Annotated in this window: 16 protein-coding genes and 1 pseudogene; all 17 read left to right on the top strand. The window is 38.1% G+C overall.

The genetic code is table 11. The annotated features are described in order from the left end of the window. Positions 1 to 31: 31 nt before the first annotated feature. The 17 genes and pseudogenes from MKP09_RS07715 to MKP09_RS07790 all read left to right on the top strand — a co-directional run bounded on the left by MKP09_RS07715 (position 32) and on the right by MKP09_RS07790 (position 13,885). Positions 32 to 856, top strand: coding sequence for a transketolase (locus MKP09_RS07715; RefSeq protein WP_240827160.1), 825 nt, complete (start codon positions 32 to 34; stop codon positions 854 to 856). Between the two features lie 33 nt (positions 857 to 889). Then, a complete protein-coding gene (locus tag MKP09_RS07720) occupies positions 890 to 1,846 on the top strand; it encodes a transketolase family protein (RefSeq protein ID WP_240827161.1) in 957 nt (318 codons plus the stop codon). After that, positions 1,843 to 2,775: a D-ribose ABC transporter substrate-binding protein gene (locus tag MKP09_RS07725; RefSeq protein WP_240827162.1), complete on the top strand. Its 933-nt coding sequence runs from the start codon at positions 1,843 to 1,845 to the stop codon at positions 2,773 to 2,775. Before MKP09_RS07720 ends, MKP09_RS07725 begins: the two co-directional genes overlap by 4 nt. Before the next feature lie 181 nt (positions 2,776 to 2,956). After that, a complete protein-coding gene (locus MKP09_RS07730; RefSeq protein WP_240827163.1) occupies positions 2,957 to 3,496 on the top strand; it encodes a DUF2291 domain-containing protein in 540 nt (179 codons plus the stop codon). Beyond that, a complete protein-coding gene (locus tag MKP09_RS07735; RefSeq protein ID WP_262915159.1) occupies positions 3,496 to 3,873 on the top strand; it encodes an ATP-binding cassette domain-containing protein in 378 nt (125 codons plus the stop codon). The genes MKP09_RS07730 and MKP09_RS07735 overlap by 1 nt, the downstream gene beginning before the upstream one ends. Continuing rightward, positions 3,870 to 3,938 (top strand): annotated as a pseudogene (locus MKP09_RS27275) (hypothetical protein); the annotation flags it as partial. The gene MKP09_RS07735 and the pseudogene MKP09_RS27275, both read left to right, overlap by 4 nt. 39 nt (positions 3,939 to 3,977) lie before the next feature. Further along, positions 3,978 to 5,000, top strand: a complete 1,023-nt coding sequence (locus tag MKP09_RS07740) for a sugar ABC transporter ATP-binding protein (RefSeq protein WP_240829404.1) — start codon at positions 3,978 to 3,980, stop codon at positions 4,998 to 5,000. A gap of 138 nt (positions 5,001 to 5,138) precedes the next feature. Further along, complete coding sequence (locus MKP09_RS07745; protein WP_240827164.1) at positions 5,139 to 5,987, top strand: ABC transporter permease; 849 nt, start codon at positions 5,139 to 5,141, stop codon at positions 5,985 to 5,987. 129 nt (positions 5,988 to 6,116) lie between these two features. After that, the gene (locus MKP09_RS07750) at positions 6,117 to 7,601 is read left to right on the top strand and encodes an FGGY family carbohydrate kinase (protein ID WP_240827165.1); all 1,485 of its coding nucleotides are present in this window, start codon (positions 6,117 to 6,119) and stop codon (positions 7,599 to 7,601) included. Positions 7,602 to 7,772: 171 nt separating this feature from the next. After that, entirely contained in the window at positions 7,773 to 8,219 is a 447-nt protein-coding gene (locus MKP09_RS07755) for an MGH1-like glycoside hydrolase domain-containing protein (RefSeq protein ID WP_240827166.1), read from the top strand. Positions 8,220 to 8,227: 8 nt separating this feature from the next. Further along, entirely contained in the window at positions 8,228 to 9,130 is a 903-nt protein-coding gene (locus MKP09_RS07760) for an MGH1-like glycoside hydrolase domain-containing protein (protein ID WP_240827167.1), read from the top strand. 4 nt (positions 9,131 to 9,134) lie between these two features. After that, the gene (locus MKP09_RS07765) at positions 9,135 to 9,635 is read left to right on the top strand and encodes a hypothetical protein (RefSeq protein WP_240827168.1); all 501 of its coding nucleotides are present in this window, start codon (positions 9,135 to 9,137) and stop codon (positions 9,633 to 9,635) included. Beyond that, positions 9,599 to 9,865 carry a hypothetical protein gene (locus MKP09_RS07770; RefSeq protein ID WP_240827169.1) on the top strand — a complete coding sequence of 89 codons (267 nt, stop codon included), beginning with the start codon at positions 9,599 to 9,601 and terminating at the stop codon, positions 9,863 to 9,865. The genes MKP09_RS07765 and MKP09_RS07770 overlap by 37 nt, the downstream gene beginning before the upstream one ends. Further along, complete coding sequence (locus tag MKP09_RS07775) at positions 9,862 to 10,581, top strand: sialate O-acetylesterase (protein WP_240827170.1); 720 nt, start codon at positions 9,862 to 9,864, stop codon at positions 10,579 to 10,581. Before MKP09_RS07770 ends, MKP09_RS07775 begins: the two co-directional genes overlap by 4 nt. Positions 10,582 to 10,612: 31 nt before the next feature. After that, positions 10,613 to 11,437, top strand: coding sequence for a glycoside hydrolase family 2 protein (locus MKP09_RS07780; RefSeq protein ID WP_240827171.1), 825 nt, complete (start codon positions 10,613 to 10,615; stop codon positions 11,435 to 11,437). Between the two features lie 2 nt (positions 11,438 to 11,439). After that, complete coding sequence (locus tag MKP09_RS07785; RefSeq protein WP_240827172.1) at positions 11,440 to 13,368, top strand: glycoside hydrolase family 2 TIM barrel-domain containing protein; 1,929 nt, start codon at positions 11,440 to 11,442, stop codon at positions 13,366 to 13,368. Beyond that, a complete protein-coding gene (locus MKP09_RS07790; protein ID WP_240827173.1) occupies positions 13,355 to 13,885 on the top strand; it encodes a glycoside hydrolase family 78 protein in 531 nt (176 codons plus the stop codon). Before MKP09_RS07785 ends, MKP09_RS07790 begins: the two co-directional genes overlap by 14 nt. Positions 13,886 to 13,946 lie beyond the last annotated feature (61 nt).

Below are 13,946 nucleotides of genomic sequence, written 5' to 3' on the forward strand. Positions count from 1 at the left end.
ATTACTCACTATTCATTTACTCATTCAATATATGACAACAAAAGAATTAAAACAAAAATCTGTTGAGTATCGTAAAAAGATACTCAAATACATTGTAAAAGCAAAGGCTGGTCATACGGGCGGAAGCCTTTCCTGTACTGATATTTTAAATGTTTTGTACAATGAAGTAATGAATGTATCTCCGGAAAATTTTACTTCGCCGGATCGGGATCGTTACATTCAAAGTAAAGGTCATACCGTTGAAGCCTTGTTTGTTGTGTTAGCAGATCAGGGTTTCTTTCCTGAAGAAGATTTGGAGACTTTATGTCAATATAAATCTCATTACATCGGCCATCCTACACGTAAGGTAAAGGGCGTGGAACAGAATACCGGTGCCTTGGGTCATGGGCTTCCTATTGCGGTTGGAACTGCGCTCGCCGGAAAACTCGATCAAAAAAATTATAAGGTGTACACATTAATGGGCGACGGTGAAATGCCGGAAGGCAGCAACTGGGAAGCAGCTCTTACAGCAGCTCATTATAAACTGGATAACCTTTGCGTAATAGTAGATAAAAATACTTTGCAAATAACAGCTTCTACGGCTGACGTATGTAATACCGATCCATTGGATGAAAAGTGGAAAAGCTTTGGTTGGGCTGTAAAAGAAGTGAATGGTAATGATGTTGATGCTTTAAAGGAAGTATTACAAAGTCTGCCTTTTGAAGAAGGAAAACCAAGTGTGTTAATAGCGCATACAACTAAAGGTAAAGGTGTGAGTTATATGGAAAATGTTTTAAAATGGCATCATGGCGTACCAACAAAAGATGAGTATGAACAAGCTATTAAAGAGCTGGATGAGTCATTATTAACTATCTAAGAACGTAAATTAAAAATCCTTTTTGAAAGCATTATGGCAGAACAGATCAACACATTACCTTATAAAGCAAATCTTGAGGTTTATTCAGAAACGCTGCAGCGCCTTGCCGAAACCGATAGAAATATTATTGCTGTAACAAGTGATAGCCGGGGTTCAGGCAAGCTAGTGCCATTTGGCAAAAAATATCCGGATCAAATTATAGAAGTAGGCATTGCAGAACAAAATCTGGTAGGTGTAGCTGCGGGCCTCGCTTCCTGCGGGAAGAAAGTGTTTGCTACTTCACCGGCCTGTTTTCTTACAGCACGGGCGTTGGAGCAAATTAAGAATGATGTAGCTTATAGTAATAACCCTGTAAATGTAATTGGAATTAGTGCAGGCGTAAGTTACGGTGCTCTGGGAAGTACACACCACAGTTTGCATGACTTTGCGGCGTTACGGGCGATCAATAATATAACTGTAGTTGCGCCAGCTGACAATTGGGAAACTGCACAGGCGATTGAATTGGCGGCAAATATTGACGAACCTGTTTACTTACGATTTGGTAAAAAGCCAATGCCTTTGCTCAAAGAAAATAATAATGAAAAATTTGAATTTGGTAAGGGAAGGGTGATTGCTGAAGGCAATGATGTGCTGATCATCGGTTGCGGAGAAACCGTTTATCCTGCATTGGAGGCTGTGCAAATTTTAAAAGAAAAAGGTATAGCCGCAACTGTTGTTAGTATGCATACCATTAAGCCGTTAGATACAGCACTGCTTGCAAGGTTGGCCTCAACATGTAAAGCTATTGTTACTGTAGAAGAACACAGTATTTATGGTGGTTTGGGAGAAGCTTGTGCATCTTACTTATTGCAACATGGAATTTGCAAGCCATTTAAAATTGTTGGCATTCCTGATGAGTACACAGTAACTGGTTCGCAAGGCGAAATATTTGATCATTATGGTATCAATAAAGAAGGAATAAGTAAAGTGGTGGAAGCGTTATTAAAGTGAGCAGAGTTCCTATAAAACAGCATCGGTTTAAATATCATGAGTATGCAAAGCAAAATTTCTTATATCGTTGTCATATTGATGGCTGCATTTATCTTTTCTCAATGTGGGCAAAAAAGCCTGCTTCCAAAGAGAAAAAAATGGCGATCGTTATTTCAACACTCAATAATCCCTGGTTTGTTTTTCTTGGAGAGAAAGCTGCTGAAAAGGCGAAGTCATTGGGATATGAAACCAAGTTGTTTGATTCTCAAAATAACTCAGCTTTAGAAAGTGATCATTTTGATAATATCATTGTTGAGGGGTTTAACGCCATCCTTTTTTATCCTACAGATGCTGACGGATCGGTTGCAAATGTTCAAAAGGCAAAAACAGCGGGCATTCCCGTGTTTTGTATGGATAGAGAAATTAATTCTATTGATGCGGCAACTTCACAAATTCTGTCTGATAGTTATTCGGGAGCGGTTGCCATTGGGAAATATTTTGTTCAGGAACTTGATAAAAAGGGAAACTATGTAGAGTTACTGGGTTTGGTGGGTGATAATAACACATGGGCAAGATCTAAAGGGTTTCATAGTGTTGTAGATAATTACAAAGATCTTAAAATGGTGGCGCAACAAAGTGCAGACTTTGATCGAAACAAAGCAATGGAGGTAATGGAATCTATTTTACAGGCACATCCAAATATTGACGGTGTGTTTTGTGGTAATGATGCAATGGCGATGGGAGCTTATCAGGCTTTATTGTCTGTTGGTAAAGCAGATAAAGTAAAAGTGTTTGGTTTTGATGGGGCTGATGATGTAATTGCTGCAATAAATGATGGTAAGGTTTACGCAACAGGCATGCAGTTTCCTTTAGTGATGGCGCAAACCGCTGCTCAGTTTGCTGATGAATACATTAAAGGTAAACGAGATTTCCCCAAAAAATACCGGTAGCTGTAGAATTGGTTACCAAAAAAATGTTGATGATTATGTAGCGTATGGAAAAAAATAAATCTACTTAACGACTTGGATTGTAAAACGAATGCCACATGAACAAATTTATTAAATACGGATTGTTGCTGGTTGTAATAGCATTGCTGGGTTACAATTCTGTCTATATAAAAAACTTAGCGATGTGCAGGCGTCGAAGGGAGAAAAGTTTGATGCGGCAGCCTATGTTAGAAGTATATGGAATGATCAGTTGCAAAAAAAGCTGGACAGTGCCATCGATATTTCTATACTTAGACAATCCCTGCAAAGCGGATCGGATAAGGCTTTTGACGAAAATACCCATGCATTGGCAATAGGTAATTACCGCTACGCATTGGTTAAAGGTATAGCCGTTGTGGATAAAGTAAATCAGGATGATGTCACTATTCTAATTGAATCTCAACCAAACTTTAAAGCCACACTCGCTACGGAATTTGTTTATGGGAATGCGCTGAGAGATGCGTCAGGTCTGATAGATCTTAAAGCTTTTCCGAATACTAATGATTTGAATGCAGTGTCAGAAGAATTAAACAGGATGGTGCGCAATAAAGTAGTGCCATCCATTAAACCATTATTGAAGGTTGGAAGCAAAATTGAATTTACTGGTGCCATTGAACTTAATAAAGAACATGTTCGTTTCGACAATATTGAAATTATTCCTGTCAGAATAAAAACAGTTTCCTGATGTTGATAGCCAAAAATATTACTAAAAAGTTTGCCGGTGTCACAGCGCTGAACAATGTGAACCTGGAGTTATATCCCGGCAAGGTAAATGCAATTGTAGGGGAAAATGGCGCGGGTAAATCAACACTTATGAAAATCCTTTCCGGAGTACATACGCAATACGAAGGGGAGATTATTTTTAAAGGTGAGAAAGTTTCTTTTAGATCCACAAAAGATGCCGAAGATGCGGGTATTGCAATTATCCACCAGGAGCTAAATCTTGTTCCTCATTTAAGTATTTCAGAAAATATTTTTCTTGGCCGGGAAATTACAAACGCTATAGGAATATTGGATAAGGCTGTTATGAATAGCCAGACAAAGGAACTTCTAAAAAAATAAACTTAAATGTAAGCCCCGACACGCCTGTCTCAAAACTAAAGGTCGGGCAACAACAATTAGTTGAAATTGCCAAAGCGCTTTACACCAACGCTGAGGTGATAATAATGGATGAACCTACTTCAGCAATAACTGATAAAGAAGTCGATAATCTTTTTGATACTATTGATGAACTCAAAGCAGAAGGAAAGATCATTGTTTATATTTCTCATAAATTAAAAGAACTATTCTTAAAGGCAGATTATTATACGGTATTGAGAGATGGGGCTACCATTACTTCGGGAGAAATGAAAAGTATTTCTCAGGATGAGTTAGTTGAAAAGATGGCAGGAAGGAAGATTGTAATTGAAAAAAATATTTCAGATGTTATTTTCAGCGAACCATTAATGCAGATTAAAAATGTCTGTCTCAAAAATGGTGAAGATCTGTCTGATTTATTAGTAAGCGATGCTTCTTTCACGCTGCACAAAGGCGAAATATTAGGCTTGTATGGCTTAATGGGCGCTGGACGAACCGAATTGATTGAAACGATTTTTGGTTTGCATCCTAAACGTAGCAGTGGAGAAATTTGGATTGAGGGAGAAAAGAAAAACATTACAACGCCAGCCAGGGCAATCAATTCGGGTGTGATGCTGGTACCCGAAGACCGTAAGTTACAGGGTTTATGTCTCGGCTTGGAGGTTCGTTCTAATATTAGTGTTACTGTTTTAAAACAGTTAGAGCAAAACGGTCTTTTTCTGAATGGAAGAAAAGAAAAGGTTTTGGCAAAAGATTATATCGATCAGTTAAATATAAAAACAGCGTCGCAGGAAACACTCTCCAAAAATCTAAGTGGTGGTAATCAACAAAAAATTGTGATTGCCAAGTGGCTTGCAAAAAAGCCAAAAGTATTGCTGCTTGATGAACCTACACGCGGAATTGATGTGGGAGCTAAATCCGAAATATATAAACTTATTAAAGAACTGGCTGCAACAGGCGTCGGAGTTGTTGTTGTTTCATCTGAAATACCTGAAATTCTTGCGCTTGCTAATCGTGTGTTGGTAATGTGCGAAGGCGAAATTACGACAGACATGCCGATTGCTGAAGCCAGCGAGGCAACTATGTTAACTCATGCAATTCATAAAAATTAAGTAACATAAAATGGCGGTTATCAATAATACTTATAAACAACGTATCAAAAGTTTGCAATCACTTATTGCGTTAGTGCTGCTCTGCCTGGTGCTAAGTGTATTGACCGATACTTTTTTACAGCTGATAATGGCCTCAATGTGTTGCGCCAGACTGCTGTAAATATTTGTATCGCTACAGGAATGACACTTGTTGTATTAACAGCTGGCATCGACCTTTCCGTGGGATCTATCCTTGCCTTGTGTGGTGCCGTAGCAGCGGGTTTACTGAAAAACGGGATCGCATTGCAGTCTTCCGATACTTATATCGGATTCACAATTCTTGGTGTAATATTGGCAGCATTGATCATCGGCGGATTATTAGGTTGGTTCAATGGTTTTGTTATTACAAAGTTCAAGGTGCCTCCCTTTGTTGCAACTTTAGCAATGCTCACCATAGCCAGAGGCTTTACAATGTTATACACTAAAGGCCAGCCAATAAGTAACCTTGGACCAGACTTCGCATTTATAGGAGCAGGTTCATTTTTAGGTATTCCAGTACCAGTCTGGATTGCGGCCATAGTTGTTCTGGTTGCTGTGATAATTACAAGGCAAACTAGATTAGGTAGATATATTTATGCAATAGGCGGTAATGAAACTGCTGCACGTTTTTCCGGTATTAATATATCAAAAGTAAAGATGATCGTTTATTCACTAGCTGGTGCGATGGCGGCCGTTGGCGGTATTATTGTTACATCACGTTTGGATTCCGCGCAGCCCAATGCTGGCGCCAGCTACGAGCTGGATGCAATTGCTGCCGTGGTTATTGGCGGAACTTCTTTAAGTGGCGGACGCGGTACTATTTTAGGCACTGTTATGGGCGCTATTATTATTGGTGTATTAAATAATGGTTTGGTATTGCTCAACGTATCACCTTTCTGGCAACAGGTTGTAAAAGGCGGTGTTATATTGTTGGCGGTTATTATTGATAAATTAGATAAGAAGGAATAGGAATTTTATGAACCTATCTGTTCTGCAAATGGCATCGATCTTGCGTCGCACTCTTCAACTGAAGTACAATAATGAACAATAATTCTAAGCTAAAAATAGTAATTAAAAAATATCAATTCTAAATAGCAGATGTCTTTCATTCTTTCTATAGATCAGGGTACAAGCGGCACAAAAGTTATAATTGTGAATGCAGCTGGGCAAGTTGTTGCAAAAGGTGCTGAAGTGTTGCAAACAAAATATTTTGGAACAGGTTTTGTCGAGCAGGATCCTAACGATATATACTCAAATGTATTGGAAGCTGTCGAAAGATGTTTAACAGATTTTGCTACTAATGGGTTTTATAAAAGTGACATTAGAGCTATTGGAATTTCTAATCAAAGAGAAACTTTTGTTATCTGGGATAAAGATGGAAAACCTCTACATCCAGCTGTAGTATGGCAATGCAAACGTTCTGTTTCTATTTGTGAAGAGCTTAAAGAAAAAGGATTGTCAGAGATAGTTCATGCCAAAACAGGTCTTGTTATTGATCCTTATTTTTCAGCAACAAAATTGATTTGGCTGGTTCAAAACAAACCGGAAATTAAGGAAGGTCTTAATAAAGACGATGTCTTTTTTGGGACAATTGATAGTTGGTTACTATATAAATTAACAGATGGTAAAGAGTATGCAACAGATCATACTAATGCCTCCCGAACGTTGTTCTTTAATATACATACACTTGAATGGGATCAGGAATTATTGAATCATTTTGGATTGAGCCAGTTACAACTGCCGGCAGTTAAATCTTCGTCCGAATATTTTGGCGAAACTACAATTGACGGATTATTGGATCATCACGTTCCCATTATGTCAATGATCGGCGATTCTCACGCAGCTGCATTTGGCGAAGGTTGTTTTGATTCAGGAACGGCAAAAGCCACGTTGGGAACAGGTTCCAGCATCATGATGAATATTGGCGATCAACCTGTTTCTTCAAAAAACGGTATGGTAACTACTATTTGCTGGAGTATTCCTAGTTGTGTAAATTATGCCTTAGAAGGTGTTATTGTTACTTGCGGTGCAACTATTGAATGGTTAAAAAATGAAATCGGGCTTTTTGCTGACATTAAAGCAACGGCTGACATGGCTTTATCCGTCCCTGATAATGGTGGTGTTTATTTGGTACCTGCTTTTAGTGGTTTAGGCTCTCCACACTGGCAGATGGATAGAAAAGCGTCTATTACAGGAATGACTTTTGGAACCAATAAAAATCATATTGTTAGAACAGCCCTGGAATCCATTCCTTATCAGATCAAAGATGTGATCAATGCTATGGAAAAGGATACGAAGTTGGTTTTAAAGCAATTGATGACAAATGGTGGATTATCGTCGAATAAATTTGTGATGTCTTTTTTAACCGATGTGTTAAATAAACCTGTTTCAAAAAGTGTGATGGCCGATGTTTCGGCTTTAGGTGCCGCTTACATGGCGGGGCTTGCAACAGGAGTTTTTAAAGATATAAAGGCACTTCGAAATTTAAAAGTTGATAAAGAACTGTTGAATCCTTCGAATAATGTACAAAAAACTCAGCAGTGGTATGAAGGATGGATCAACATTATTGAAAATAAAATTTAGCATGAATTTACTTAAGAATTGGATTATTATACTAATGGTATTTGTCGCTGGCGATATTTTTGCCCAGCCGACTGTTCTGAAATTTGAAGACTTCAAACATTATGTTGACAGGTTCAATACAATGGAAGATGAACCGATCGTACAAGCTATACCCAACAGCGAGTCTTGGGAGTGGATGAAAAAAATATTCCGTTGTTTGAATCTCCCGACAAAAATTTTGAGGAAATATTTTACTTCCGATGGTGGACGCTACGGAAACATATTAAAAAGACTGAGCAAGGGTATGCCTTCACAGAATTTTTGGTGCAGCGTTCGTATGCTGACAAATACAATCTTATCAGTAGTGGTTTGGGGCATCATATTTATGAGTCCCGCTGGCTGCATAATCAGGAATATATGAATGATAATTTGCGTATATGGTACCGTGGGAATGATGGACAACCTTTAAAGAAATTACGCGCCTTTAGCAGTTGGAATATCAATGCTATTTATAATCGCTTTTTAGTTAACGGTGACAAAACTTTCTTAAAAGAATATTATCCTGATCTAAAAAATGATTACGCCGCATGGGAAGCCGAAAAGCGTAACCCAAAAGATCTTTTTGGCAATTTGATGTAAGAGATGCCATGGAAGAGACCATCAGTGGAGGAAGAAGAGAGAAAAATCCTCGGCCTTCAATTAACGGATACATGTACGGAAATGCAAATGCATTAGCCGCTATTGCTAAGTTATCGGGCGATCAGGAAGCGGTGGGATTATTCACACGCAAAGCTGACAGTATAAAATTAGATGTTCAGCAAAAACTCTGGAATACACGAAGCCATTTTTTTGAAGTAAGAAAAGAAAAAGGAGATACGTTGGCAAATGTGATGGAAGAAATTGGTTTCATTCCCTGGTATTTTAATTTGCCAGATAGTAAATACAGTGAAGCATGGAAACATTTAATGAATCCAAAGCATTTTAATGCGCCAGTTGGTATTACAACAGCAGACAGAAGCCATCCTGGTTTCAGAACACATGGCTGCTGTAAATGTGAGTGGGACGGCGCTGTATGGCCATTCGCTTCTTCGCAAACATTAACCGCTATGGCCAATCTGCTTAATAATTATCAGCAGAAATATGTTAATAAGTCTGATTACTTTATACAATTATCAAAATATGTCACTTCACAACATAAAGAAGGCAAGCCATACATCGGAGAATATATGGATGAGAAAACGGGTATGTGGTTAACCGATGATGAGCGTGGACGTTATTATAATCATTCAACTTTTAATGATCTTGTTATTTCAGGATTGGTTGGCCTTCGTCCGCGTGCTGATAATATTATTGAGGTAAACCCCTTGTTACCGGCAAAAACATGGGATTGGTTCTGTCTTGATAATGTGTTGTATCATGGAAAGATCATCACTATTATTTGGGATAAGACAGGTAAAAAATATAAAAAAGGTAAAGGGCTTAGTGTATGGAGTGATGGTGAAAAAGTAGCTTCTTCTAAAAAGCTGAAAAAGATTACCGGTAACTTGTAGCAACATGATAAAAAGATTTCTGATCTTATTTTTTCTTGGAGTATTTTCTACGGCAGCTGAAGCAAAACTGGTTGTACCCAAAATTTTGGGTAATAATATGGTCTTGCAGCAAGGTGTGCCAGTGGCTATTTGGGGCTGGGCAGATCCTGGAAATAAAGTTACTGTTACTTTTAAAGGTAAAAGCAAAGTAACCGTTGCTGATACTGAAGGGGACTGGAAAGTTTATCTCGATCCCGTGAAAGCCTCATTCGATGCGGCTTTACTAAATATTACAACATCAGAAGAACATATACAATTAACAAATGTATTAGTAGGAGAGGTGTGGTTATGTTCCGGTCAATCTAATATGGAATTCCCAATGCGTAAGTTAGAGAAGCTCAAACCACCGCCTGGTGTAGATTGGCCGGTAAACGAACTTGAAAAAGTTGATAATAAATTCATTCGCACCTTTTTGGTAGAAAGAAAAAAATGCAGCCCGATTCAACCCATTCTGGCTGGTCTCTAGTTACTGACCCTGCTTTGCATAATTTCTCTGAAGTTGCCTACTTTTTTGCAAAACAACTCAGTAGCAAACTGAAAGCTCCTGTCGGTATTATCTCTGCAGCCATTCCCGGTAGCGGTATAGAACCCTGGATGCCTAAAGAAGCGCTGTTGAAGGAAATTTTTTTCAAAATCCGCAAGGCGATCCAACTCGAAGCATCAGTAACGATGCGGGTAAATTTTATACAACCATGATTGAGCCATTGATACCTTTTGCGATTAAAGGTTTTTGTTGGTATCAGGGAGAGAATAATTGCTTTCTAAATGAACGTATAGAATACAGTTACAAGATGAAAGCGCTGATTAACTACTGGAGAGAAAAATGGAATAGTAAAAATCTTCCGTTTTACTATGTTCAAATAGCACCTTACTATTATTCTAAAGCAACTGATCGGCCTTACACAGTTTATAGCGAGCCTGCTTTTTGGGAAGCGCAGTCGGCAGTACTTAAAGTTCCAAATACAGTAATGATCGCAACTATTGATTTGAATGATGATCTTGCTGATTTGCATCCTGTAAATAAATGGGATGTAGGTGAACGCCTTGCCGGTGCTGCATTAAGCAAAACCTATAAGATCAATAATGCGCCGGCAATGGGTCCTGTTTTCAAGTCGGCTTTTAAAAACGGAAATACGTTCGTTATTGATTTTGATTATAAAGGAAAAGGTTTAAAAAGCAAAGACGGGGAACCATTAAACTGTTTTGAAGTGGCCGATATACATGGGGATTATCACGAAGCAGTTGCAAAAATCAATAACAATAAGGTTTATGTTTTTGCAGAAGATGTGAGCGACCCTTATTCTGTTCGATTTGCATGGAGGGAAGATGCAAAACCAAATCTGGTAAATTCAGCAGGATTGCCCACGCTTCCATTTAGAACCAATAATCCAATTGTAGAAAATTTTTATTGAGTATGACCAAGTGTATTTTGATAATATTTTTTTGTTAACTGTAATATCTGGCCTAGCTCAGGAAACAGAAGTGCAATACTTAAGTGGTCGAGGCAATAATGATATGGTGCAATGGGATTTTTATTGTACCAATGGAACGAATTCAAAGAAATGGTTAAAGATTGGCGTGCCCTCCTGTTGGGAACTACAAGGTTTTGGCAAATATGATTATGGCTTTGCCAAGGACAGTATTCGTGGCAAAGAAAGTGGATTGTATAAAAAAGCCTTTGCTGTGCCTGCATCTTGGAAGGATAAGGTGATTAATATTGTTTTTGAAGGAGTGATGACAGATGCCGAAATAAAAATAAATGGTAAGCTTGCTGGCGTAAAACATCAAGGCGCTTTTTATGCTTTTAAATATGATATAACAAAGTTGCTGAAGTATGGAAAAGATAATTTGCTTGAAGTAAAAGTAGATAAACATTCAGCTAATAAAACAGTGAATGCAGCCGAGCGCGAAGCTGACTATTGGATATTTGGCGGCATATTCAGGCCGGTTTGGCTGGAAGTGTTGCCAAAAACACATATAAATAATGTAGCGATTGATGCAAAAATGGACGGAACATTTAATGCACAAATAGATGTTTCGGGGGAAATAGATAAAGCGATTGTTCAGTTGTTTGATATTAATGGAAAGCAAGTGGGACAAGACTTTCAGGGAGTTATATCACATGGCATTGTAAATTTCAGCACGAAGTTTAGTAACGTAAAACAATGGAACAGCGAAGCGCCTCATCTTTATAAAGCTGTTTTTTCTATTTATATAAACGGAAAAATAGCGCATACAATTTCGAAAAAATTGGATTCAGAACAGTAGAAGTGAAGCAGCGCGATGGTATTTATGTCAACGGTGTAAAGATGAAATTCAAAGGTGTGAACCGGCATTCATTCAGACCTGAAAGCGGTAGAACTACCAGTTATAAAAATAGCGTGGAAGATGTGTTGCTGATTAAAGAGATGAATATGAATGCAGTTCGGATGAGCCATTATCCGCCAGACGGTCATTTCCTTGATGTTTGTGATTCTTTGGGATTATATGTAATTGATGAGCTGGCTGGCTGGCATGGCCATTATGATACGCCAACCGGAAGCTTGCGTGTAAAAGAAATGATAGAACATGACCGCAACCATGCTTCCATTGTTATTTGGGCTAATGGAAATGAAGGCGGCAGCAATCCTGAATTAGATCCATTATTTACGAAATATGATTTGCAAAACAGAGTGGTGATTCACCCTTGGCAATTGCATAATGGCATTGAAACACAGCATTATCGTCAATACAATTATGGCGTAGGTAATTATGATAATGGCCCCGAAATAGTGATGCCTACTGAGTTTCTGCATGGTTGGTTTGATGGCGGTCATGGAGCAGGCTTGGAAGATTACTGGAAAAATATGTGGAGTAACCCGTTAAGCGCTGGCGGTTTTCTTTGGGATTTTGCAGATCAGGCTGTTGTAAGAAAAGATAAAAATGATTCGTTAGATACGGATAAAAGCCGCGGTGCAGATGGAATTGTTGGGCCGCATCACGAAAAAGAAGGAAGCTTTTTCACGATCAAAGAAATATGGAGTCCTGTCTTTTTTGAACGGAAAGAAATTACTGAAGTTTTCGATGGAAGATTGAATATTGAAAACAGATATCAATTTACGAATACAAATACCTGCACGTTTACTTGGAAGTTAAAACGTTTTGATTTTAACAATGAAAAAGAAATAGAGGGTTTAATAACTGCTCCGAATATTTTACCAAACAATAAAGGATCCATACAAATAGACTTGCCGACAAATTGGAAAGACTATGATGTTTTATATGTTACTGTAAAAGATCAATATCAAAAGGAATTGTTTACCTGGAGTTTTCCTATCAAGAGGCCAAAACAAAAGACTGAAGAGCTAATTAAAAATAATTCAGCTAAACATGATGTAAAGATTTCTGAACAGGAGGGAGGTTTCGTAGTGAAAATAAACGACATTGAACTGGTAGTTAATAAAACAAATGGGTTGCTAAAAAAAGTAAGTAATAAAAATGGAATCGTTCCATTATCCAATGGCCCTATCGTTCAGGAAGGGGCTACTAATTTCTCTGGAATATCTTATAAATACGATGATGAGAAAAACTTAGTCATTAGTTCTACTTATGATAAAATAAAAAGCTTCAACACGTTGCAATGGACTATTTATCGTAATGGCTGGGTGAAGTTGACCGTTCATTATTTTCCTGATTCGCTTCATACTAAAATGCTGGGCATCAATTTTGATTTACCGGAAGATCAAATCCGATCGGTTACTTATATGGGCAGTGGCCCTTACCGTGTTTGGAAAAACAGGTTGAAAGGAGGATCATTTGGTGTATGGAAAAAAGATTACAACAATACAGAAACCGGCGAAAGCTGGAACTATCCTGAGTTTAAAGGATACCATGCTAATTTTTACGAAGGTTTTTTTAATACGGATAAACAAAGTTTTGCAGTTGCTACAGAAACGGAAGATTTGTTTTTGCGTCTTTATTCTGCCAAGTGGAAAACAGATCAATGGCATAATTATGAACCGTGGTTTCCGGCAGGCGATATTTCTTTTATGAATGCGATTCCATCAATTGGTTCGCGCACGCAAACAAGAGAAACAACCGGCCCCATGGGGTTGGATAATATTTTTACGATTATGAAAAAGATCCAACACGCGCGCTCAAAATTGTGTTGTGGTTTAATTTCAATACCAATATTAAATAAATGCTATGCTTCTAAATAAAAAATATAAACTGTCGCTATTGTTATTGTTGTTGTTTTCTTATTTAGTGGAGGCGCAGGTACAAGTACAAAATTTACTGGTAGAGCAACAGTCTCATCCCATTGGTATTGCTACTTCGCAACCACGGTTTAGCTGGCAAATCACATCTGATAAAAGAAATGTAGAACAAACAGCTTATGAAATAATTGTTGCTAGTTCAAAAACCAACATCGAAAAAAGTCTGGGAGATGTATGGTCGTCAGGAAAAATAAATACAGATCATTCCATCCTCGTTCCGTTTAAAGGCAGCCAACTTTATCCTAATCGTTACTACTATTGTAAGGTAAAAGTATATACCAATAAGGGCGATATTGCTTGGAGCAAGCCCATGTTTTTTACATTGGGTTTTATAAATAAGTCTGATTGGAAAGCGCAGTGGATCGGTTATGAAAAAGCCTTTCCCTGGGATAGTATTTCGCAATGGTCGCGCTTATCTGCCCGCTATTTTAGAAAGGAATTTTCCAGCTCAAAAAAATAAAGAAAGCCTTTGTAAATATTGTAGGACTTGGAATGTATGAGCTACAGATCAACGGAAAAAG

Source organism: Paraniabella ginsengisoli (genome assembly GCF_022513635.1).
In the GTDB taxonomy this organism is placed as follows: Bacteria; Bacteroidota; Bacteroidia; order Chitinophagales; family Chitinophagaceae; genus Niabella; species Niabella ginsengisoli.